The organism is Acinetobacter sp. YH12208 (genome assembly GCF_013418055.1).
GTDB lineage: Bacteria > Pseudomonadota > Gammaproteobacteria > Pseudomonadales > Moraxellaceae > Acinetobacter > Acinetobacter pseudolwoffii.
Genome location: NZ_VPCT01000006.1, coordinates 183212 through 204685 on the forward strand (window position 1 = coordinate 183212; position 21474 = coordinate 204685).

At 44.1% G+C, this 21474-nt stretch carries 20 protein-coding genes and 2 pseudogenes; 21 read left to right on the forward strand and 1 reads right to left on the reverse strand.

All coding sequences use genetic code 11. The features are described 5' to 3' along the window. Window positions 1–40: 40 nt before the first annotated feature. The 20 genes from FTU95_RS08205 to FTU95_RS08300 all read left to right on the forward strand — a co-directional run bounded on the left by FTU95_RS08205 (window position 41) and on the right by FTU95_RS08300 (window position 20922). The gene (locus tag FTU95_RS08205; protein WP_086044103.1) at window positions 41–1768 is read left to right on the forward strand and encodes an acetolactate synthase 3 large subunit; all 1728 of its coding nucleotides are present in this window, start codon (window positions 41–43) and stop codon (window positions 1766–1768) included. Next, the gene (ilvN, locus tag FTU95_RS08210) at window positions 1765–2256 is read left to right on the forward strand and encodes an acetolactate synthase small subunit (RefSeq protein ID WP_064094785.1); all 492 of its coding nucleotides are present in this window, start codon (window positions 1765–1767) and stop codon (window positions 2254–2256) included. The genes FTU95_RS08205 and ilvN overlap by 4 nt, the downstream gene beginning before the upstream one ends. A 106-nt stretch (window positions 2257–2362) precedes the next feature. Next, window positions 2363–3379, forward strand: a complete 1017-nt coding sequence (gene ilvC, locus FTU95_RS08215) for a ketol-acid reductoisomerase (RefSeq protein WP_004278368.1) — start codon at window positions 2363–2365, stop codon at window positions 3377–3379. A gap of 364 nt (window positions 3380–3743) precedes the next feature. After that, a complete protein-coding gene (locus FTU95_RS08220) occupies window positions 3744–4001 on the forward strand; it encodes a hypothetical protein (RefSeq protein ID WP_180078152.1) in 258 nt (85 codons plus the stop codon). A 91-nt stretch (window positions 4002–4092) separates the two neighbouring features. Then, a complete protein-coding gene (locus FTU95_RS08225) occupies window positions 4093–5364 on the forward strand; it encodes a glycosyltransferase family 1 protein (RefSeq protein ID WP_180078154.1) in 1272 nt (423 codons plus the stop codon). 30 nt (window positions 5365–5394) lie between these two features. Continuing rightward, complete coding sequence (locus FTU95_RS08230) at window positions 5395–5946, forward strand: phosphatase PAP2 family protein (protein ID WP_005095663.1); 552 nt, start codon at window positions 5395–5397, stop codon at window positions 5944–5946. 87 nt (window positions 5947–6033) lie between these two features. Continuing rightward, entirely contained in the window at window positions 6034–6234 is a 201-nt protein-coding gene (gene iscX, locus FTU95_RS08235) for a Fe-S cluster assembly protein IscX (RefSeq protein ID WP_005172695.1), read from the forward strand. A gap of 110 nt (window positions 6235–6344) precedes the next feature. After that, window positions 6345–6776 (forward strand): nucleoside-diphosphate kinase, encoded by a 432-nt coding sequence (gene ndk / locus FTU95_RS08240; RefSeq protein WP_004647460.1) that lies wholly within the window; start codon window positions 6345–6347, stop codon window positions 6774–6776. Between the two features lie 122 nt (window positions 6777–6898). Further along, complete coding sequence (gene rlmN, locus FTU95_RS08245) at window positions 6899–8134, forward strand: 23S rRNA (adenine(2503)-C(2))-methyltransferase RlmN (RefSeq protein ID WP_005095669.1); 1236 nt, start codon at window positions 6899–6901, stop codon at window positions 8132–8134. 14 nt (window positions 8135–8148) lie between these two features. After that, entirely contained in the window at window positions 8149–8949 is an 801-nt protein-coding gene (pilW, locus tag FTU95_RS08250; RefSeq protein WP_005172689.1) for a type IV pilus biogenesis/stability protein PilW, read from the forward strand. After that, window positions 8940–9731, forward strand: a complete 792-nt coding sequence (locus tag FTU95_RS08255) for a DUF4115 domain-containing protein (RefSeq protein WP_074384029.1) — start codon at window positions 8940–8942, stop codon at window positions 9729–9731. Before pilW ends, FTU95_RS08255 begins: the two co-directional genes overlap by 10 nt. A gap of 23 nt (window positions 9732–9754) precedes the next feature. Beyond that, window positions 9755–10876 (forward strand): flavodoxin-dependent (E)-4-hydroxy-3-methylbut-2-enyl-diphosphate synthase, encoded by a 1122-nt coding sequence (gene ispG / locus FTU95_RS08260; protein ID WP_005172685.1) that lies wholly within the window; start codon window positions 9755–9757, stop codon window positions 10874–10876. Between the two features lie 3 nt (window positions 10877–10879). Next, window positions 10880–12175, forward strand: a complete 1296-nt coding sequence (hisS, locus tag FTU95_RS08265) for a histidine--tRNA ligase (protein ID WP_180075892.1) — start codon at window positions 10880–10882, stop codon at window positions 12173–12175. A gap of 30 nt (window positions 12176–12205) precedes the next feature. Next, window positions 12206–12901 carry a tetratricopeptide repeat protein gene (locus tag FTU95_RS08270; protein ID WP_005095680.1) on the forward strand — a complete coding sequence of 232 codons (696 nt, stop codon included), beginning with the start codon at window positions 12206–12208 and terminating at the stop codon, window positions 12899–12901. After that, window positions 12898–14046 (forward strand): outer membrane protein assembly factor BamB, encoded by a 1149-nt coding sequence (bamB, locus tag FTU95_RS08275; protein WP_005095682.1) that lies wholly within the window; start codon window positions 12898–12900, stop codon window positions 14044–14046. The genes FTU95_RS08270 and bamB overlap by 4 nt, the downstream gene beginning before the upstream one ends. A 171-nt stretch (window positions 14047–14217) precedes the next feature. After that, window positions 14218–15627, forward strand: a complete 1410-nt coding sequence (gene der, locus FTU95_RS08280) for a ribosome biogenesis GTPase Der (RefSeq protein ID WP_005095683.1) — start codon at window positions 14218–14220, stop codon at window positions 15625–15627. A gap of 274 nt (window positions 15628–15901) precedes the next feature. Then, window positions 15902–17410: a hypothetical protein gene (locus FTU95_RS08285; RefSeq protein ID WP_180078156.1), complete on the forward strand. Its 1509-nt coding sequence runs from the start codon at window positions 15902–15904 to the stop codon at window positions 17408–17410. A 2-nt stretch (window positions 17411–17412) separates the two neighbouring features. Beyond that, complete coding sequence (locus tag FTU95_RS08290) at window positions 17413–19464, forward strand: hypothetical protein (RefSeq protein ID WP_180051202.1); 2052 nt, start codon at window positions 17413–17415, stop codon at window positions 19462–19464. 21 nt (window positions 19465–19485) lie between these two features. Beyond that, entirely contained in the window at window positions 19486–20181 is a 696-nt protein-coding gene (locus FTU95_RS08295) for a hypothetical protein (protein ID WP_005172668.1), read from the forward strand. A 144-nt stretch (window positions 20182–20325) separates the two neighbouring features. Continuing rightward, window positions 20326–20922, forward strand: coding sequence for a 4'-phosphopantetheinyl transferase superfamily protein (locus tag FTU95_RS08300; protein ID WP_218944638.1), 597 nt, complete (start codon window positions 20326–20328; stop codon window positions 20920–20922). 22 nt (window positions 20923–20944) lie between these two features. Here FTU95_RS08300 and FTU95_RS08305 read toward each other — a convergent pair. After that, window positions 20945–21346: pseudogene (locus FTU95_RS08305) on the reverse strand (SDR family NAD(P)-dependent oxidoreductase); the annotation flags it as partial. Window positions 21347–21389: 43 nt separating this feature from the next. Here FTU95_RS08305 and FTU95_RS08310 point away from each other — a divergent pair. Next, a pseudogene (locus tag FTU95_RS08310) lies at window positions 21390–21474 on the forward strand (IS5/IS1182 family transposase); the annotation flags it as partial.

Sequence of the window (21474 nt, forward strand, 5' to 3'; positions counted from 1 at the left end):
CTCCCATTTGTGCAGTGTCATAATATTAGGGTGAATCACGTTGGAACTTCTATCTGGTGGTGAAATGCTTGTTCGCGCATTAGCGGACGAAGGCGTTGAACATGTTTTTGGATACCCAGGCGGCGCAGTTCTTCATATTTATGATGCGCTATTTCAACAAGACAAAATCAATCATTACCTCGTACGTCACGAACAAGCTGCCGGTCACATGGCGGATGCTTACTCACGCGTCACAGGTAAGACCGGTGTGGTGCTGGTGACCTCAGGTCCGGGTGCAACCAATACGGTAACGCCAATTGCAACGGCCTATATGGACTCAATCCCGATGGTGATTTTGTCAGGTCAGGTTGCGAGTCATCTGATTGGTGAAGATGCATTCCAGGAAACCGATATGGTCGGCATTTCACGTCCAATCGTGAAGCATAGTTTCCAGGTGCGTCATGCCAGCGAAATTCCTGCAATCATCAAAAAAGCATTCTATATCGCGTCATCTGGTCGTCCAGGCCCTGTCGTAATTGATATTCCTAAAGATGCGACCAATCCTGCAGAAAAATTTGCTTACGAATACCCGGAAAAAGTGAAGATGCGTTCGTATCAGCCACCGTTTCGTGGTCACTCAGGTCAAATTCGTAAAGCGATTGAAGAATTAGTCAATGCTAAGCGCCCAGTAATTTATTCGGGTGGTGGTGTGGTTCAAGGCAATGCATCTGCACAATTGACAGAGCTTGCGCATCTATTGGGCTATCCGGTAACCAATACCTTAATGGGCTTGGGCGCATTCCCGGGTGATGATGAACAGTTCATCGGTATGCTCGGTATGCACGGTACTTATGAAGCCAACATGACCATGCACAATGCAGATGTGATTCTGTGTGTAGGCGCGCGCTTCGATGACCGTGTCACCAACAATCCGGCAAAATTCTGTCCGAATGCCAAAGTGATTCATATTGACATCGACCCGGCGACGATTTCAAAAACCATTATGGCGCACATTCCAATTGTCGGTGCGGTAGAGCCGGTATTGACTGAAATGTTGAACCAGTTGAAACAGCTCAATGTTTCCAAGCCAAATCCTGAAGTGATTGCGGCATGGTGGTCTCAGATTAATGAATGGCGCAAAGTGCATGGCGGTCGTTATGAAGCGGGTGTTGATGGCGTGATGAAGCCACAACAAGTGGTTCAGGCATTGGATAAAGTGACCAATGGCGAAGCGATCATTACTTCTGATGTCGGTCAGCATCAGATGTTTGGTGCGATGTATTACAAATACAAACGTCCACGTCAATGGATCAACTCAGGTGGTCTAGGCACCATGGGTGTGGGCTTGCCGTATGCAATGGCTGCGAAGCTTGCATACCCGGAACAGCAAGTGGTGTGTATCACCGGTGAAGCATCGATTCAGATGTGTATCCAGGAACTGTCGACCTGTAAGCAATATGGCCTGAATGTAAAAATCCTGTGCCTGAATAACCAGTCTTTAGGGATGGTGAAGCAGTGGCAAGATATGAACTATGAAGGACGTCATTCAAGTTCTTATGTAGATTCATTGCCTGATTTTGCCAAACTGATGGAAGCCTATGGTCATGTCGGTATTCAGATTAATCATGCCGATGAGCTAGAGTCGAAGCTTGCAGAAGCGATGGCGATTAACGACAAGTGCGTATTTATTAACGTTATGGTAGATCGTACCGAGCACGTTTATCCGATGTTGATTGCGGGTCAATCGATGCAGGATATGTGGTTGGCTAAAGGGGAGCGCACGAAATGAGACATATTATCTCTGTACTCGTAGAAAACGAATCAGGCGCGCTTTCCCGTTTAGTGGGTTTGTTCTCACAGCGTGGCTACAACATCGAAACATTGAATGTTGCTCCGACTGAAGATCCAACGCTTTCACGTTTGACATTGACCACTTATGGCGATGATCACAAGATTGAGCAAATTACCAAACAGCTCAACAAGCTGGTTGAAGTGGTGAAAGTGGTTGACCTGTCTGAAGGCGCGCACATTGAGCGTGAACTGATGCTGATTAAAGTGAAGGCATTGGGTTCATCTCGCGACGAAATCAAGCGTACTGCAGATATTTTCCGTGGTCAGATTGTCGATGTAACCCCAACGACCTATACCGTTCAAATCGCAGGTACGACTGAGAAAGTGGATGCGTTTATTGATGCACTTGCAGAACACACGATTTTAGAAGTGGTACGTTCAGGTGTATCCGGTATCGCACGCGGCGAAAAAGTACTCACCATCTAAATTTTAAGTATTTCCTCCTCTAAATAAGAAGAGGGTATCAGGCAATGTAAATACAAGGGTCATTGCCTGATTTAACGGACAAACAAGCATTTAAGCGGAGACAGCAATGCAAATTTTTTACGATAAAGACTGTGACTTATCTATCATCCAATCTAAGAAAGTAGCGATCATTGGTTACGGTTCACAAGGCCACGCGCATGCGCTTAACCTGAAAGATTCTGGCGTTGACGTAACTGTAGGTTTACGTGCGAACTCTGCTTCTTGGAAGAAAGCTGAAAATTCAGGTCTTAAAGTTGCTGAAGTTCCTGCTGCTGTAGCACAAGCTGACGTAGTGATGATCTTGACTCCAGATGAGTTCCAATCTCAACTTTACCGTGACGTAATTGAGCCAAACATCAAGCAAGGCGCTACTTTAGCATTTGCTCATGGTTTCTCGATTCTTTATAACCAAGTTGTTCCACGTGCTGACTTAGACGTAATCATGGTTGCGCCTAAAGCTCCTGGTCACACAGTACGTTCTGAATACCAACGTGGTTCAGGTGTTCCTGATCTTATCGCGATTCACCAAGATGCTTCTGGTAATGCGCGTAACGTTGCTCTTTCTTACGCTTCAGGCGTAGGTGGCGGCCGTACAGGTATCATCGAAACTTCATTCCGTGAAGAAACTGAAACTGACCTTTTCGGTGAGCAAGCAGTTCTTTGTGGTGGTGCAGTTGAACTGGTTAAAATGGGCTTCGAAACTTTGGTTGAAGCTGGTTATGCGCCTGAAATGGCGTACTTCGAATGTCTACACGAGCTTAAATTGATCGTTGACTTAATGTTCGAAGGCGGTATCGCGGACATGAACTACTCTGTATCGAACAATGCTGAATATGGCGAATATGTAACGGGTACTGAAGTAATTAACGAGCAGTCTCGTGAAGCGATGCGTAATGCACTTAAACGTATTCAATCTGGCGAATACGCGAAGATGTTCATTCAAGAAGGTGCTTTAAACTACCCTTCAATGACTGCACGTCGTCGTCAAAACGCTGCTCACGGTATTGAAGTAACTGGTAACAAACTTCGCGCGATGATGCCTTGGATTCAAGCAAATAAAATTGTTGATAAAGAGAAAAACTAATTTCTCGAATCAATTGATTTGAATGCGAAGACCCACTCATTTTGAGTGGGTTTTTTATTTTTGGTGTTACGTGCCTCAAAAGATGTAAGCATTGCTTACATCTTTTTCGTGCCTTGGATTCAAGCGAATAAGATTGTAGATAAAGAAAAGAACTAAGTTCTAATGTCTAAGTCAAAAAGCCCCTGTTTTTAACGGGGGCTTTTTTGTGTGATAATGAAGTTAGTATTAACGTTACGTGCCTCAAGAAGAATAAAGCAGTGCTTTATTTTTTTCGTACCTTGGATTCAAGTAAACAAAATCGTTGATAAGGAAAAGAATTAATACTCATTTTGGTTGAATTTTATGCTATAAAGACCTCGTTATTATGGGGTTTTTTATTGGAAAAGGCATGAAAGTTAAATGCTTAGGATTTGAGATTAGTACAGAAAAGAATCTAATAAATATTAATGATTTTATTGAGAGCAATTTAGTTTTTGAGATAAAAGATATTTTTAAGTGTGATGTATTTATTGATTGTAATGACCCTAATTACTACAAAGGATTAATTCTAACTATTAAAGATCAAAAAGCTTCTACAGCCAAAATGATATTCAATTCAGAAGGCTCATTTCGGGTTGCATAGCACCCATTATTAAGTTTTTGCTACTTCATCAAACAGTCACACAGAACACCTATGCTTTGCTTAAAACATACATAAGTAAGATAGGTGCGACATGAATCAGCCCTACAGCCAAGCCTTAACAAAACAACAAGCATTCCTTGATGGCTTTCAATTTGACTTAAAACAGCAACGTCTGAAAAGTCCTCAAAAATCATCTGCGCTTGCAGATTTGGTACGCCCCCGCTTAAAAATTGCCATAGTGACCGAAACATGGCCACCTGAAATTAATGGTGTAGCCCATTCACTGTTACAACTCTGCAAAGGGCTGAAAAAACAGGGGCATAAAATTTTATTGATTCGACCCGAGCAAAAAGGCATCTGTGCTGAATTTCAACCCTATCGGGAATGTTTGGTTAAAGCACAGCGTATTCCCAAATATTCAGGCTTACAGTTCGGTTGGCCGCAGTTTCTAAAGGTTCGCCATGCGGTAGAAGCCTTTGCACCCGATGTAGTGCATATCGTCACAGAAGGCCCATTAGGGCTTGCCGCGCAGCAAACTGCAAGATTCCTTGAAATTCCTGTATCAAGCGGCTTTCACTCTCCATTTCAGGAATTTAGCCGTTTCTTCGATTTGGCATTCTTGGTTAAACCCATTCAGCATTATCTCAAATGGTTTCATAATCATACCGCAATTACCTGTGTACCGAGTCGTGAGACTGCCGAAGCACTCCGCAAATTTGGAGTGACGTTTCCACTGGTTGTGGTGGGGCGAGGGGTAGATACACAAGCCTTTTCACCTAAATGGCGTTCTGATTCCCTACGCCAGAACTGGGGAGCTTCCAAAGAGACCCGTGTCATGTTGTATGTCGGGCGTTTATCGCCTGAAAAAGAAATACCAGTGGTGATTCAGGCATATTTCACATTGCGTCATATGTATTGTCAGGATGTGCGTCTGGTGGTGGTCGGAGATGGTCCAGACCGACAGCGCTTAGAGCAGTTGAATCATGATGCTTCGATTGTGTTTACCGGGAGTTTGCGTGGTCAACAGCTTGCTGAAGCCTATGCCAGTGCCGATGTGTTTTGCTTTGCGAGTCAGGTTGAAACCTTTGGCAATGTGGTATTGGAGGCGATGGCCAGTGGACTGCCGGTTATTGCTTATGATTATGCTTGTGCACATCTACATGTACAACACGACCGAACGGGCTGGCTCAGCTCACTGGGTCTGCAAGAAGATTTAACAGCCAATATCTTAAAGTTACCAGATTATCACACACTTAGAAGAATGGGTGTGTATGCTTCACACTGTGCACAGAAGGTCGGATGGCAACATCCTGTAGAGCAGTTTGAACAGGTTCTGTACTCAATCACAAGGCAAAATAAATGACCTAATTAAAACAAGAGCGGGAGCAACATGATGAAAATCCACAATGCCAAACTCAAATTTTTAGAAATAGATTTAAAAGGCTGTGTCTACCTCAATCATCTCTCCCACTCAAATCGAATCGCTGCTTTTTTTAAAATCATTAGCCGTTTGGGGGATGGCGTGTTTTGGTATGTGATGTGTTTTGCTGCATGGGGACTTCGTGGCTTGGAGTATGGGCTACAGATGCTCTATATCATTTTGGGCGGAACGTTCGGTACGCTGATTTATAAAATTCTCAAAACAAAAACTGTACGTCCAAGACCTTATCAGGTGCATCAGGTGATTCGACTGGGTGAGCGGCCGCTGGATCATTTTAGTTTTCCGTCTGGACATACCTTGCATGCGGTAATGGCAACCACGGTCTTGGGTTATGTTGCACCGCTATTATTGCTGTTGATGCTCCCTTTTACGCTGCTGGTGGCTTTATCGCGCATGATTCTGGGATTGCATTATCCAAGTGATGTCGCAGTTGGGGCAATGATCGGAGGCATGATGGCCGTGGTCATTGTGCTGAGCGCACCTTATCTCAATATTATGTTGTAAAAATAAGTGAAAACTGAGGCGAAAGCTCGCAGATTTTTATAAATTTGCTAAAGTACAGCATTAAAGCAAATATGGTGAGAAATAGAGATGGGTTTACGTTGGACTGATACCCTCGATATCGCGATTGAACTCTACGAAGCGCATCCAGATGTGGATCCGCAGTGGATTCGTTTTACTGATTTACACGCCTGGGTATGTGCCTTGCCTGAGTTTGCAGATGACCCGACTAAATCCACAGAAGGTCTGCTGGAAGCGATTCAAATGGCATGGATTGACGAAGCGCGTTAAGTGCCCGATTGAAAAAAGCATATTTTTACAGTGTAAAAGCAGAAAAGTGCGCATTATCTCGGTATAATGCGCCAAATTTTCATGTCAACAATTGACTTAAGGAGCCTATCATGGCTATCGAACGTACTTTATCTATCGTAAAACCAGACGCAGTTGCTAAAAACCACATCGGCGACATCTTTGCTCGTTTCGAGAAAGCTGGTCTTCAAATTGTTGCAACTAAAATGAAACACTTGACTCAAGCTGAAGCTGAAGGCTTCTACGCTGAGCACAAAGAACGTGGTTTCTTTGCTGATCTTGTTGCTTTCATGACTTCTGGTCCAGTGGTTGTTTCAGTTCTTGAAGGTGAAAACGCTGTTCTTGCTCACCGTGACATCCTTGGCGCGACGAATCCTAAAGAAGCTGCTCCTGGTACAATCCGTGCAGATTTCGCTGTAAGCATCGACGAAAATGCTGCTCACGGTTCTGACTCTGTAGCATCAGCTGACCGTGAAGTTAACTACTTCTTCGCTCAAACTGAGATTGCTCCACGTACTCGTTAATTCGCAGTATTCAAACCAGATAAGTGTTATTATACTTATCTGGTTTTTTTATTCTTTGAATAATTCTTTGCTCACATATTGAGCTTCTCCTTTGATCTTTAGACATGGTTTAGGTAATACACATGAGTACTGAAGTCGTCGCTGTATCTGCAGTTTCAGCTGCACAGCAACCATCTCCGTCCACTCCCACACAGCAGAATGCTGTGGAAAAAGTGAACCTACTCGGCATGTCTCGTCCGCAAATGGAGAAATTCTTTGAGGATATGGGGGAGAAGAAGTTTCGTGCCGGGCAGGTAATGAAATGGATTCACCAATTTTTCGTGACCGATTTTGCCGAGATGACCAATATCTCGGGCAAACTGCGTGAAAAACTGGAACGTATTTGTGAAATTAAAGCGCCCGAAGTGGTGCATAAAAATTATTCTAAAGACGGTACCCGGAAATGGGTCTTCCGTGTCGGTGATGGTGACGGCTCTCTTGTCGAAACTGTATTGATTCCTGCTGAACATCGTAGCGGCCTACGTCGTACCTTGTGTATTTCGTCTCAAGTGGGCTGCGCACTGGACTGTTCATTCTGTTCAACCGGTAAACAGGGTTTTCAGCGCGATTTAGATCAGTCAGAAATCATTGGTCAGTTGTGGGTGGCGAACTATTCCTATATGGAAGATGTACCTGTGGCAGATCGTGAACGTTCAGTCACGAATGTGGTCATGATGGGCATGGGCGAACCACTGCTTAACTACGATGCCGTACTCAATTCCATGCGCATTATGCTGGACGACTTTGCTTATGGCATGTCGAAACGTCGTGTGACCTTATCGACATCAGGTGTGGTGCCAAAAATCGATCAAATGGTCAAAGACATTGATGTTGCACTGGCAATTTCATTGCACGCACCAAATGACGAACTGCGTAATGAACTGGTGCCAATCAACAAGAAATATCCTTTAGAACAACTGATTGCGGCGTGTCAGCGTTATATTGCCAAAGATGGTAATGAAAGTTCACGTAAACACGTCACCATTGAATATGTGATGCTGGATGGTGTGAATGATCATCCTGAACATGCACAGCAAATGATTAAGCTGCTGAAGAACTTGCCGAGCAAGATTAATTTGATTCCATTCAACCCTTTCCCGCACGCGCCTTATGGGCGTTCAAGCCGTAACCGCATTATTTCTTTCCAAAAAACTTTGTCTGATGCCGGTTTTGTGTGTACGATTCGTCAGACACGCGGTGATGATATTGATGCGGCGTGTGGACAGCTTGTAGGTCAAGTGGCTGATCGTACCCGTCGTGCGGAACAGTGGAAAAAGAAAATTGCGCAGTCAAATGAGATTATGCGTTCACAAGGATAATAAGAGGTCGCCAGTTGAGAAATCTAACATCTAAAATTGCTTTGATTTCAACAGTATGTGTGTCTTTAGCTTTGGTTGCATGTCAAACGCCAGATTTGGGTCAGAAAGATCCTGAAAAAGCCACCAAAGTCCGTACCCAATTGGCGGCAGAATATTTAAGAACAGGTGACCTAGATGCAGCCAAACGTGCGCTGGATCAGGCACTCGAAACGACTCCGCGTGATTCGCAAGCGAATATGATGATGGGCGTGCTATTGCAACAGGAAGGTAGTCAGCTCAATCTTGAGAAAGCAGATGCTTATTTCAAGCGTGCAATTTCGGCAGATCCGAAAAATGCACAGGCACGCAACAACTATGGCACGTATTTATATCAGCTAGAACGCTATAATGATGCGATCGAGCAGTTTAACATTGCCGGTGCAACTTTAGGTTATGATCAGCGTTTCCGTGCGCTGGAAAATATGGGACGTATTTACCTGAAAATGGGCGATGTGGTGAATGCTGAAAAATCATTCAAACAGGCGCTTCAGGCGAATCGCGACTCATATATATCAATGTTAGAGTTGTCAGAAATTTTTTATTTAAACCAGCAGTTCCCGGCAGCGACACAACTGTATCAACAGTTTGCGCGTGGTGTGGGACAGAAAAATCAGGGTGCCCGTGCGCTCTGGGTTGGCATTCGCACTGCGCGTGCCAGTGGTGATCAGTTGGGGATGCAGGTATTGGTGAACCAGTTACGTGCATTGTTTCCTGAAAGCCAGGAATACCAACGTTATTTGCAATTACAGTACAGTACTGAGGCCGTATGGAAGTAAATCCTAATTCACCTTCGAATCATTCGAGCGTAGCTCCAAATGCGTTAGGAAATATTCAACGTCCGGGCGAGTACTTGCGCCAGATTCGTCTCAATCAGCAACGTGATCTGGAAAATGTGGCCAAAGAGCTGAATATTCCGGTCAAAACCCTGACTGCACTTGAGCAGGATGAATATAAGTCTTTGCCTGAGGCGACTTTTATCAAAGGCTATTACCGGATCTATGCCAAACTTTTGGGTGTAGATGCGTCGACTATTATTCAGCGTTTTGATGAAATTTATACCAATGATACGGGTTTGTTGCCCAATCATGCGCTGAATAATTCCCCCATCAAAATTATGGGGAAATTGCCAGGTTCCAAGCGTGACCGTAACCGTAAATGGTTAAAGCGCATTTTTATTACGCTGGTCTTGCTGCTAATTTTGGGCGCACTGTTTGCCATGATTCAAAACTGGTCGAGCAGTAATTCGCAAAATAGCAGTGAAGTTTCTGGAGTCGGTGCTTCCAATATCGAGATTCTGAATCTGGATGCAGGCGCCGCACTGTCTGGCGACCAGCTAAAACTCGATTTTAACCGTCCGACCTCTGTGCATATCGTCGATTCAGCCGGTAACGTTTTAGCGACTGGCCGTCAGGCATCGAGTTTGCAACTCAATGGTGAAGCACCATTCCAGATTCGTCTTGATGATGCGGCAGCTGTATCACTCAGCCTGAATAATGAAAATATTTCATTGTCACCTTATACCGTAAACGGAAAAGCAGAATTCCGTTTGTCACCTTAACAGATCAAGAGTAGAGCAAAACCATGATCGTAAATCCAATTAAACGTCGTCCAACACGTAAAATTCGTGTCGGTTCAGTTTATGTGGGTGGTGATGCACCAATCAGTATCCAGTCTATGACCAATACTGAAACCTGTGATGTGGCAGCCACGGTTGCACAGATCCAGCGCTGTGTCGATGCCGGTGCAGACATCATGCGGGTTTCTGTGCCTACGATGGAAGCGGCGGCAGCATTTGGTGAAATTCGTAAGCAGGTGAATGTGCCTTTGGTGGCCGATATTCACTTCGACTATAAAATTGCTTTGGCAGTTGCGGACTTCGGTGCAGACTGTTTGCGGATTAACCCGGGCAATATCGGCTCAGAAGCAAAGATTCGTGAAGTGGTGGCAGCAGCACGTCATAATGATATTTCAATGCGGATCGGTGTCAATGCCGGTTCACTCGAAAAAGACATTCAAAAGAAATATGGCGAGCCGACAGGCGCAGCATTGCTTGAATCTGCGATGCGTCATATCGACATTTTAGACCGTCTGGATTTTCAGGAATTTAAAATTTCAGTTAAAGCATCCAATGTGTTCCTGACCATGGATGCGTACCGTTTGCTGTCACAGCAAATTGATAATCCGCTGCATTTGGGTGTAACCGAAGCCGGTATTTACCGTACAGGTTCGGTTAAATCTGCAATCGCTCTGGGTGGTTTGCTGATGGAAGGCATTGGCGATACCATGCGTATTTCGCTTGCTGCCGAGCCTGAAGAAGAAATTAAAATCGGTTTTGATATTCTAAAATCGCTGGGTCTGCGTTCTAACGGCATTAATTTTATTGCCTGCCCAAGCTGTTCACGTCAGGAATTTAATGTGATTTCAGTGATGCAACAACTGGAAGAGCGTCTGGAAGATATCCGTACCCCGATGGATGTCTCGGTGATTGGCTGTAAAGTAAATGGGCCGGGCGAGGCTAAAGAAGCCGATATCGGTGTCGTAGGTGCAGCGCCACGTTCACTGGTGTATCGTAATGGTGAAAAGAGCCATCTAATTGATACCAATCAACTGGTTGATGAGATCGAAAATATGGTTCGTCAACGTGTTACCGAGCTTGAAGAAGCTAAATCTAAAGAAATTATTCGTACAAGTTTTTCTGAGTAGATCATGAGTTCAATCGTCGCAATCAAAGGTTTTAATGACATTCTCCCAACGCAAAGCCCAGCTTGGAGACGTCTTGAACAACATCTTTCGGGTTTGATGGATGCTTATGGCTATCAACAAATCCGTTTGCCTATCGTTGAACAGACCAATCTGTTCAAACGTTCGATCGGTGATGCCACCGATATCGTTGAAAAAGAAATGTATACCTTTCTGGACAAAGGTAATCCGCCTGAGTCTCTGACACTACGCCCTGAAGGAACTGCAGGCTGTGTACGTGCCATGCTGGAGCATAATCTGCTTCGTGGTGCAACTCCTCGCGTCTGGTATATCGGGCCAATGTTCCGTTATGAAAAACCACAGAAAGGCCGTTACCGTCAGTTCCACCAGTTTGGTGTAGAAACCTTTGGTGTGGCGACTCCGGACATGGATGCAGAGCTGATTTTGATGACTGCACGTCTGTGGAAACGTATGGGCGTAGCGGACAAGGTTCAACTTGAATTAAATACTTTAGGCGAATCGGATGAACGTGCAGCCTATCGTGCAGCCTTGGTTGAATTTTTAGAGTCACATAAAGCCGATCTGGACGAAGATTCTCAGCGCCGTCTGACCACAAATCCACTGCGTATTCTGGATTCTAAAGATGCCAAAACCCAAAGCATCCTAGAAAATGCACCGAAACTGCATGACTTTATGGGTGAAGAAACTCTGGCGCATTTTGTCCAGTTACAACAGTACCTGACTGATGCCGGCGTGAGTTTTGTGATCAACCAAAAACTGGTACGTGGCTTAGACTACTACAACAAAACTGTGTTTGAATGGACCACAACACATTTAGGTTCACAAGGAACCGTGTGTGCCGGTGGCCGTTATGACGGTCTTGTTGGTCAATTGAAGGGCAAGCCTGATCAGTCTGTACCTGCGGTTGGTTTTGCCATGGGTATCGAACGTTTATTGCTTCTGCTTGAACAGGTTGAAGACAATACACCAACGCGTGATTGTGAAGTATTCCTGGTGGCTGAACCGGCTTCTCAAGGTCAAGCCTTGGTCATTGCTGAACAGATCCGTGATCAGCTTGAAGCAGCGGGGAGTCAGGTGCGTTTGAAAGTGGGCTCTCAAGGTTCAATGAAGTCGCAAATGAAAAAGGCCGATCAGGCCGGTGCTTTGTTTGCTGCGATTTTAGGTGAGCGTGAACTTGAAGCGCAGACTTTTACGGTGAAAGAACTGGCAACCGCAGAGCAATCGAATGTGCCATTTACGGACTTCGTTGCATTTTTTAGTGCTAAAATTTCTTTAAAATAATCGATAAAACATCAGGAAAAGGGTAGTCTCATGAGCGCAGTGGGTGATGAACAGTTTGAAAGCTTAAAATCCTTTACGAAGAAATATGGTTCTTCGATCATTACAGGGATTTTGATTGCGCTGATTGCCTTTTTTGGATGGGAATATTGGCAGAAGAAAAACCTGGCAGAGTCGCAAATGCACACTGCCAAGGTTCAGCAGTTGATGGATGATGCACAGGCGACGCAGGGCGATGCCTTTGCCAAGCTGTCTGAAACTGCGGACAAAATTGTCAAAGAAGCACCAGATTCAGCTCAGGCCATTCAGACTCAGCTGGTCATGGCGAAACTGGCCTATGACAAAGAAGATTATGCTGCGGCTGAGAAAGCGCTACAAAAAGTTGAAAACTCGACACTAGACGATAAAGGTCTGGTTCAGGTGGTCAAACTTCGTCTGGCTTATGCGCAACTGGCACAGAAAAAATATGATGCTGCATTGAAAACTTTAGAAGCAGTGACTGAACCTGCGTTTAAAGCAACTGCCGATGAAGCACGTGGCGATATCTATGTTGCCAAAAATGATATTGAAAATGCGAAAAAAGTATATCAAAGTGCATGGGATGCCTTGATTGAACGTAAAGAAGAACGTCAGATTTTACAAATTAAGCTCGAAAGCGTAGGCGTGTTGGTCGATGATCCGGAAATCGAACGCCCAATTATAGAAACACAAGCGGAAGAAGCTGCATGAATAGAAAATACAAAATTACCTGTGCCTTGACTGTTTTAACGCTTGCACTGGCTGGCTGTGCAGGTAAAACAAATAAAGTTCCAGAAGTAAAACCGAACCCACTTCCAAAACTGACCCAAGCCAAAACACTGGTTCCTGTATTTTCCACCAGTGTATCTGCGACAGATGCTGCCGATCCATTGCGTTTACGTCTGGATGCAGACAATGGTGTGGTTTTTGCGATTGATCCAAAAGGCGAGGTGTCTGCATTTAAGGGCAAACAGCGTCTTTGGCAGAAAAAAGTCAGCAAAGATAATCTAAGTTCTGGCGTTGAAGCGGCCGAGGGTCTGGTTGTTGTGGGTAGCCAGAAGGGCCAACTGTTTGCACTCGATCAGCAAACCGGTGAGCAAAAATGGACTGCACAATTGACGGGTGCTTTACTGGCGCCTTCACTGATTCATGCAGGTCGTGTGATTAGTGTGAGCAATGACGGTATGGTCTATGCGCATGAAGTGGCAAGCGGTGCACAAGTTTGGACTTATAACCTGCCTAATGTACAATTCAGCCTGCGTGGTATGGCGGCTCCTGTGCCATTAGATGCGCGTAATGTGCTGATTGCATCTTCAAATGCGTATATTTATGCACTGGATGCCTTAAGTGGCGTACCAAAGTTACAGCGTCGTGTCGCCGTGTCGGATGGCCGTTCTGATATTCAGCGTCTGGTCGATATTGACGGTGAGCCGGTCGTTGCAGGCCAGTTTGTGGTGACGACCAGTTATCAAGGTCAGGTGACTGTACTGGACTTGGCTTCACAGCAAGTCATCTGGAGTGAAGATGCCAGCAGCATCCAGCGTCCAGAAGTTGTCGGCAATGGCGTATTCGTGGCGCAAACTGATGGCAAAATTAAAGCTTTTGAGATTAGCTCGGGTCAACCGCTTTGGGAAAATGATCAATTGCTGAATCGTCAGCTCAGTAATCCAGTGATGTTAGGCACGGATTTGGTGGTCGGTGATCTGGATGGTGTGTTGCACCTGATTGACCCGCGTACCGGACAAATTACTGGTCGTTCGAAAACCTCTGGTGAAGTGCGTAACTTACGTGTGATCGACAACCAGCTTTATGTTTCTACACGCAAGGGCGCATTAAGCATTTGGCAGAACCGTTAATTTTAACGAGCCTTATGTTAAACTAGCCGCAACCGTATTTTTGTGAACGCGGGGTGATTGAAAAATCAATGCCCCGTGTTTTTATTTAGGGTATTTTTCCCCTTATATCTTCCTATACTTTCTGATGTTCAGGCCACTTTGACTGCCTGATTATTGAATAAAGGTTACTCTATGAAACCCGTAATTGCGCTCATTGGTCGTCCGAACGTCGGAAAATCAACTCTGTTCAATCAGATTACCAAGAGCCGTGACGCATTGGTGGCAGACTTTGCTGGTCTGACACGCGACCGTAAATATGGCGATGCAACCTATCAAAATAAATCTTTCATTGTGGTTGATACCGGTGGTATTGGTGAAAATGAAGGCGGTATTGACTCGTACATGGCAGAGCAATCTAAAACTGCCATTCATGAAGCCGATATTATCATTTTTGTGGTCGATGCGCGTGCCGGACTGCTGGCTTCCGATGAGCAGATTGCACGTGAACTGCGTACTTTAGGCAAAAAGGTCTTTCTGGCGGCCAATAAAGTCGATGGCGTACATGCTGAAGCTGCCCTGGTTGAATTCTACAAACTGGGCATGGGCGAGCCGTTACAAGTTGCTGCCAGCCATGGTCGTGGTGTTCAGCAAATGCTGGAAGACGTGCTTGCCGATGTACCGGAAGATGAAAACCCGGAAGAGCATGATAAAAACACTGGTCTGCGTTTAGCGATTATTGGTCGTCCAAACGTCGGTAAATCTACGCTGGTGAACCGTTTGCTCGGCGAAGAGCGTGTGGTGGCATTTGACCAGCCGGGTACAACACGTGACTCGATTTATATTCCATTCGAGCGTGATGGCCGTCAATATACCCTGATTGATACTGCAGGGGTGCGTCGTAAAGGTAAAGTGGATGAAATGATTGAGAAATTCTCGATTGTTAAAACTTTACAGGCGATGAAAGATGCCAACGTGATTGTGGTTGTGGTCGATGCACGTGATGGTATTGTAGAGCAAGATTTGCATCTGATTGGCTATGCGCTTGAAGCCGGTCGTGCCATGGTCATTGCTGTCAACAAATGGGATAACATGACTGAATATGATCGCAAGCAATGTAAGCTAGATGTAGAGCGTCGCTTCGATTTCATTCCATGGGCAAAAGTGCATTTGATTTCTGCATTGCATGGAACGGGTGTGGGTGAGCTTTATCCTTCGATTCACCGTGCCTATGATTCATCTCGTTTGAAAGTATCACCGGCAAAAATCACCCAGATTTTAAATGATGCAACAGATGCCCACCAACCGCCTATGGTTCAGGGTCGTCGTATTAAAATGCGTTATGCGCATATGGGCGGACAGAATCCACCAACCATCGTGATCCATGGTAACAAGGTCGATAAAACCCCTGCGGATTACCGTCGTTATCTTGAAAACGTGTTCCGTAAAGTATACAAGCTTGAAGGTACGCCGATTAAAATCGAGTTTAAAACCTCTGAAAACCCGTTTGAAGGGCGTAAGACGGTGATGGATGAGCGTATTGCAGCGCGTAAACGTCGTTATGTACAGAAGTTCAAGAAAGCCGAGAAGAAATTTAAACGTTAATTTCTTTTTTTAGTTTTCGATAAAAAGCCTGCTGATGCAGGCTTTTTTGTTTTTTGTGAAAAATATAAAAATGTATTTGTGATAAAGCTTAATTCTGATTTTAGCAAAAATAAAAATTTTCTTTTTTTCTAGTCATTTAGTATAAGTATCAATTTAATATTTATGTAATATGTATTATATTTGTTTTAAATTGTTAACTCAGTCGCAAGAATGAAAGCTGGCTGAAAAAGATCATAAGAAATTACTGTCTCGATTGGGGTGGTGTGAGGGGAACATGAAAAAAACTGCATTGGCTTTAATCTGTATGATGGGCCTGCCAAGCCTCGCGTGTGCTGAAATGATCAAAGTAAATGGTGAGGGCAGTAGCCCTATTATTAAAAAAGATCCGGTAGGAACACGTAATCAAGCATTGAATAATGCAAAAACTGATGCAGTCATTGCTTTAATCAAAAAAATTAATGGTCCTCAAGCCATGCAGGATGCTCTGCCTCATCTAACAGATATTGTGAAACAAGTTGATAATGGCTACGTGTTTAATCGTGGCAGCCAAACTAATAGTAATAAAGAACTGGTCACCTCTATTTCAATTGAAATGGATGATCAGGAGTTTCGCCAGATCTTAAATGACCTGGGTTTATCCAAAAAGAATAGCCGAACCAGTCCGATCATGATCGTGATGGATGAATATTTCGGTGTGCCGCGTGATAACTCTAAACCGGTCAAAGAATTTACCTCGTACTTCTCTGATAAAAGCTATGCTTATGATGAAAAGGCCAGCTATGATGCCAAAGAAAGTGCCAAAGCGAGCGAGAGTTCATCATATTCATCGAAAGGAAAGTCATCAGCTGCATCTGGTTATGCATATGATAATTATTATGGTGCGGGTGTAGGAGTCGCAGCACGTTCAGCAAGTCACAATAATTCAGGTAAATCTTCAGCTTCAGCGAGTTATAACGCCAGTGAGTCAGCACGTTATAGCCAGTCTGAACGCCAAAATGATATTCAAAACTTTGTAAAATATGTGGAATATCAGACTCCATCTACAAAGCCAGAGCGTGAAAACCATACACTGAATGCAATTGCAGGCTCAGCATCTAAATACGATCTACGTTTAATGGATTCGGATCTATTCCGTAGCCGTTATTTAAAAGGCAAGAGTATGTCTATTCAGCAATTGCTGAGTGATGCAGAATTGGCAAAACTTGCAGTTGCTGCACGTCAGGAAAAAGCAGACTGGTTTATGGTCGGTAGCTCCTATATTTATGACCGTGGTCGTTCAGGTGTAACCGGCCAGTTTGTGTGTGATGGTGCTGTCAGCTATAAAATTTATTCAGTCGATGATGGCACGCTGATGGGCGGTGATACCCGCACGGAATCATCAATGGCTGCAACGACAAATTCGTGTCGTACCAATGTTGCCGGTAAACTGGGCGAAATGACCTTGTCCGAAGTCGGTCCACAAATTCTGTCCTATTCGAAAAACCGTAGCATGTATGGTAAGGAAATTACCCTTTTTGTAAAAAGTGTATCGGGTAGCGTATCTAGCCGCTTGGGAGATGATCTCTATGTGGCTTTAGATGAGATGGACGGCGCAGAAAATATCGATATACGTACCCAGGATGGCAAGCTGGTCGAGATGACCATGACTTATAAAAGTGAAAAGCCATTGAGTGCTGAACTGGCCAAAGCTTTACGCCGGGTAAATCCTGTGCTGTCTAATGCAGAACGTTTGCAAGCAGGGAATACCATTACCTTATGTATTGGCGGTACCCAATGCAAATAAGCATGAAAAAAATTACTCTTGCCATGGCCCTGATGGGTACTGCTGCAAGTGTGCAGGCCAATATTCAGGTTTTTCCGGCTAAAGGAATTTATGGCTTGGAATTGCCTTGTCGTCAATCGGCAGATCATATAGAAGCAAATGCCTCCTCGATTTCCTGTGACTTTAGCAAGGCTGTGTCGAACGAGGTGATCCGTAAACAAGTTGCACAGACTTTTGAGCAGCAGTTGAAACAGGTTTTGCAAGATCAGGTGGTGGCTTCAATTTCCCAGCAGAATAAACATCGAAGCTATGTGGCTTCTCTGGACGTTTTGCGTGCTAGTGAATATGTGGTGCAAAAGGAATCTACAGCCGAGATTTTTCTGCCAGTCACCTTAAGCTTAAAATTGACCAATATTCTATCTGGGGAAGTGATTTATACCGATAGTGCTACCTTGTCACAGCCTATTCAGGTGTTGTCGACCGAGATTCAGACTGTTGCAACACGTCAAGCCGTCCAGCAGAAGTTTCAAAGCAGTTTGCTGACCTTGACCCAGCAACTCACTCAGGATCTCCAGAAGAAATTCAAGGTGTCTGAAGTACAGACCAAGGTGATTGATCGCTGGAAATCCTATCTGATTTTAGATAAAGGCTTCAATCAAGGCATTGCCAAAGACGATGAACTCAGTTCGGATTCCGGAGATTTGATTAGAGTTGTACATGCCGATAGTGATTATGCAGTGGCATTACCGGTGTTGATGAGTGGCACTTCAAGCCAGTTTAGCAAGATTTCGGCAAATACCCGTCAGGCGCTGAATAAGCCTAAAGCTTTGGTCGTAGATGTATTGACCTACCAAGGTGAATCAAAAGACCTGATTGAGCAGATTTTTTCTGATGCCATCGGGGAGAATGCATCATTTACCCTTACGCCGGTGAATAAACGTTACAGCACTTTGGCGCAAAGTGTCAGTGAGCAGACGGGGTTAAGCAATCAGGAAACCCAGCACCAGCGCGAACTACCAGAATTTTTTATTCGTATTAATGTGATCCCTGTGATTGGCTATCAGCAACAAGTCGGCAAGATGACCCAGCAGCAAGTGGTACATAGCGAAGTTTTTGCTGAGATGATTGATCGTTCGGGACGTGTGATTTATTCCGCGCATGCGACTGATGAAATAAGTGAAACCATTTCACAAGGTATGGGTTTTTCACTCGGTACGCGTAAAGAAGTGGCACTCAAAAATGCTTTGGTGAAATTAGGTCAGCAATTTCAGAAAGGGATTCAATTTACCCGTTCCGATTTGCAGGTATCGAGCGGGGGGAGCGATACCATCACGATTCAGGATACGGGTGAGCGCTTGACCACAGGCATGAAAATTCATGTCTATAACCGTGAAAAAGTTGCACAACGTCAAGTATTGATTCCCACTTGGGAAGCTACAGTGGTTGAGCGTCAGGGCAATAAAGTTAAAGCACAGCTTGATTTTCCTGTGAGTGGAAATGATCGTCTACCGGTACGTTCAGGAGACAGCATCTTGGTGGATAGTCACGCTGCTGTCGGTGACTCAAAACTTGCCCGGGTGCTTTGTTCAAATCTGCATACTGAACAGGTTGGAGAGATTCCGTTTTATGGATTTGGGCCACTGATTTACCACGCGTTTACCAGTCAATCCAAGCGTCCGTTTTATGCGACAGGTTCAGGGTTTAAAGGGCAGACCAGTTTAAAAACATCTATTGTAAAAATGACTGAAAATGCGGGCTTTAAAAAACAGCTGGATTTGAAACTGTATGTGCCAAAAGAAGAGTGTTTACAGCCAGCATTTAAGATTCAGGTTCAAGAAGATTCCATCAAATGCAATACAGATCAATCCATCTGCGATGCCACTTTGGTATTGGCAGGAGGAGCACGCCGTTTTAATGAAAAACAGGAGCGGGTCGGTGCTGTAGGTTTGCAACAGGAAGTTAATTTAAAAGGCATAAATACTGCTCATCGTCATGCCATGTACAACATTCAAATGTTTAAAGCATTACCAAAAATTTTAAATCAGATCGTGCAAAAAGCCGATTCAGGGCAGTAAGGAATTATGAGGGGAAATACTATGAAAAAAATCGTAAGCATATTGATATTGGGAAGTGCTGTATTGACATCACAAAGTCATGCAGGTTTTGGAACACTCAGTGGTCTGGCCTCAAAAGTAGTGGAGACAACAACAGGTACATCTTCACAAAATCTGGATTTAGCCGGTTTTTTTAAGCAGGCACAAGCAACCAATGCCATGTTTATTCAGAGTCGTACAGCATTGGCAACCTTATTTGCTGAGCGAAAAGACAGCGAAGAACTGAAAACCAAGTTGAATAGCTTGAAAACCACTTCTGATGTCAAAGAAAAAGAAGCGATCCAGAAAGAAATTACCAAGCTAACCAATGCGGTTCTGGAAGCTTCGAAAAAAGATGAAGCTGCGACACTTGAGCGTATTAATGCATTAAATACCAGCCAGAAACAGCATTTAATGAACTCACTGACAAACTTTGCCATTGCTGGTCTGTCTGCACGCGAACTGGTCGTAAATAGTAAGCAGGTGTCTATGCAATTGCTGAGCAATCCAAGTACTATCAGCAATAGTGGCATGTCTTTTATGGATGCCAAAGGTCTGCTTAGCGATGTCACCGGCATTGCCAAAAACTCGACTATGGCATTGGTTGAGTATCCACAACTGATGAAAAAAGCTGGCTTGAACTTTAAGGCCCCAGAATCTGCTGCAGCAAAACCTGTCGATATTTCAGATTCAATTTAAGACAGATAAAGCTAGCCTGTTTTCGAACAGGCTTTCTTTTTTTATCTAGCGACGTAAAATGAAAAAAGTCAAACTGTTTTCAAGAGCTTTCCATTGTCGCGTAATATTCACATTTATTTGCAAAAAATAGATCAGTTCTTTTCAATGGAACTTCATCAATCACGTGTAGAGCAAATCAAATTTCGTAAACGTGCGATCTATGCCTATCGTAACCAATTGCTTTCAGATCAACTTAATTATTTTATCCAGTCTTCAGATTTTAGCATTACTGAATTCGGCAAACCCTATCTCCACACTCATCCAGACTTCAACTTTAACCATAGCCATAGTCAAAATTTCTATGCTCTGGCAACGAGCAATAATGTCCAAAATTTGGGAATTGATATTGAAGAGCTGAGCCGTAAGGTTCGATTTGAAGCCATGGCACAACATGCCTTTCATCCTGAAGAGCTTAAACAGTGGCAGGCACTGGACTATGATTCCGAATACTGGTTTAAGGTCTGGACCACCAAGGAAGCTGTATTAAAGGCCTCAGGACTGGGCATACGCATCAACCTGAATGAGTTAAATACCCAGATTCATCCAGATCAGAATGGTGGAAGATGTGAACATCCAGAGATCGGCGTCTATGCCTATCAAAATTATAATATGGCAGGATGTATGCTCACCGTGGCCTGGCAAAGTGAGCATTCATGCAAGGGTTTCAGATTTCCGCTAATCCAGATTCACCAATCTGTTTAAAGCAGCAGAGTAGAAATAGACTCTATTGTCTGGCAATCAACAGGTTGCTGATTCGGTTCACAAACTGTGGACTCATACGTGATAGATGAAATAAAAATTTACTTTTTAATCCAACCGGATGGTGCGTAGCTTGCCAGATAGAGTCTTTAAGCTGTACCAGTTTTAGAATATCCTGTGCGACATCCTCTGCTTTCAAATGTACCCCCATTTTTTTAATACTTTCTGCCTGCATATCTTTCACCATGGCTGTACCGACGAAAAGTGGCATCACATCAAGCACCCGAATCCCATAGGGTTGCCATTCAATATCCAGACTTTCAGTCAGACCGCGCACGGCAAATTTACTGGTCGCATAAGAGGCCAAATCAGCCTGTCCATAAATGGCGGATGCCGAAGATAAATTAATGACACGAGCAAATGAAGATTAGATCTCTTGCGAAAGTAAAAACCACCTCAATATAAATTTCATGAGATATCAGAAATTAAATCGTTTTTCAGATTCTGAATTCAAACGCTTGGTTGGCGTACCTCGACAAGTTTTTACTGAAATGG

Bases quoted from the DNA above. Each gene is read 5' to 3' on its own strand.
- FTU95_RS08295 (WP_005172668.1), top strand. From the start codon at position 19,486: ATGAAAAAAATCGTAAGCATATTGATATTGGGAAGTGCTGTATTGACA.
- ndk (WP_004647460.1), top strand. From the start codon at position 6,345: ATGGCTATCGAACGTACTTTATCTATCGTAAAACCAGACGCAGTTGCT.
- FTU95_RS08300 (WP_218944638.1), top strand. From the start codon at position 20,326: ATGGAACTTCATCAATCACGTGTAGAGCAAATCAAATTTCGTAAACGT.
- der (WP_005095683.1), top strand. From the start codon at position 14,218: ATGAAACCCGTAATTGCGCTCATTGGTCGTCCGAACGTCGGAAAATCA.
- ispG (WP_005172685.1), top strand. From the start codon at position 9,755: ATGATCGTAAATCCAATTAAACGTCGTCCAACACGTAAAATTCGTGTC.
- ilvC (WP_004278368.1), top strand. From the start codon at position 2,363: ATGCAAATTTTTTACGATAAAGACTGTGACTTATCTATCATCCAATCT.
- iscX (WP_005172695.1), top strand. From the start codon at position 6,034: ATGGGTTTACGTTGGACTGATACCCTCGATATCGCGATTGAACTCTAC.
- FTU95_RS08270 (WP_005095680.1), top strand. From the start codon at position 12,206: ATGAGCGCAGTGGGTGATGAACAGTTTGAAAGCTTAAAATCCTTTACG.
- FTU95_RS08285 (WP_180078156.1), top strand. From the start codon at position 15,902: ATGAAAAAAACTGCATTGGCTTTAATCTGTATGATGGGCCTGCCAAGC.
- FTU95_RS08220 (WP_180078152.1), top strand. From the start codon at position 3,744: ATGGGGTTTTTTATTGGAAAAGGCATGAAAGTTAAATGCTTAGGATTT.
- bamB (WP_005095682.1), top strand. From the start codon at position 12,898: ATGAATAGAAAATACAAAATTACCTGTGCCTTGACTGTTTTAACGCTT.
- hisS (WP_180075892.1), top strand. From the start codon at position 10,880: ATGAGTTCAATCGTCGCAATCAAAGGTTTTAATGACATTCTCCCAACG.
- FTU95_RS08290 (WP_180051202.1), top strand. From the start codon at position 17,413: ATGAAAAAAATTACTCTTGCCATGGCCCTGATGGGTACTGCTGCAAGT.
- ilvN (WP_064094785.1), top strand. From the start codon at position 1,765: ATGAGACATATTATCTCTGTACTCGTAGAAAACGAATCAGGCGCGCTT.
- FTU95_RS08225 (WP_180078154.1), top strand. From the start codon at position 4,093: ATGAATCAGCCCTACAGCCAAGCCTTAACAAAACAACAAGCATTCCTT.
- FTU95_RS08230 (WP_005095663.1), top strand. From the start codon at position 5,395: ATGAAAATCCACAATGCCAAACTCAAATTTTTAGAAATAGATTTAAAA.
- rlmN (WP_005095669.1), top strand. From the start codon at position 6,899: ATGAGTACTGAAGTCGTCGCTGTATCTGCAGTTTCAGCTGCACAGCAA.
- FTU95_RS08255 (WP_074384029.1), top strand. From the start codon at position 8,940: ATGGAAGTAAATCCTAATTCACCTTCGAATCATTCGAGCGTAGCTCCA.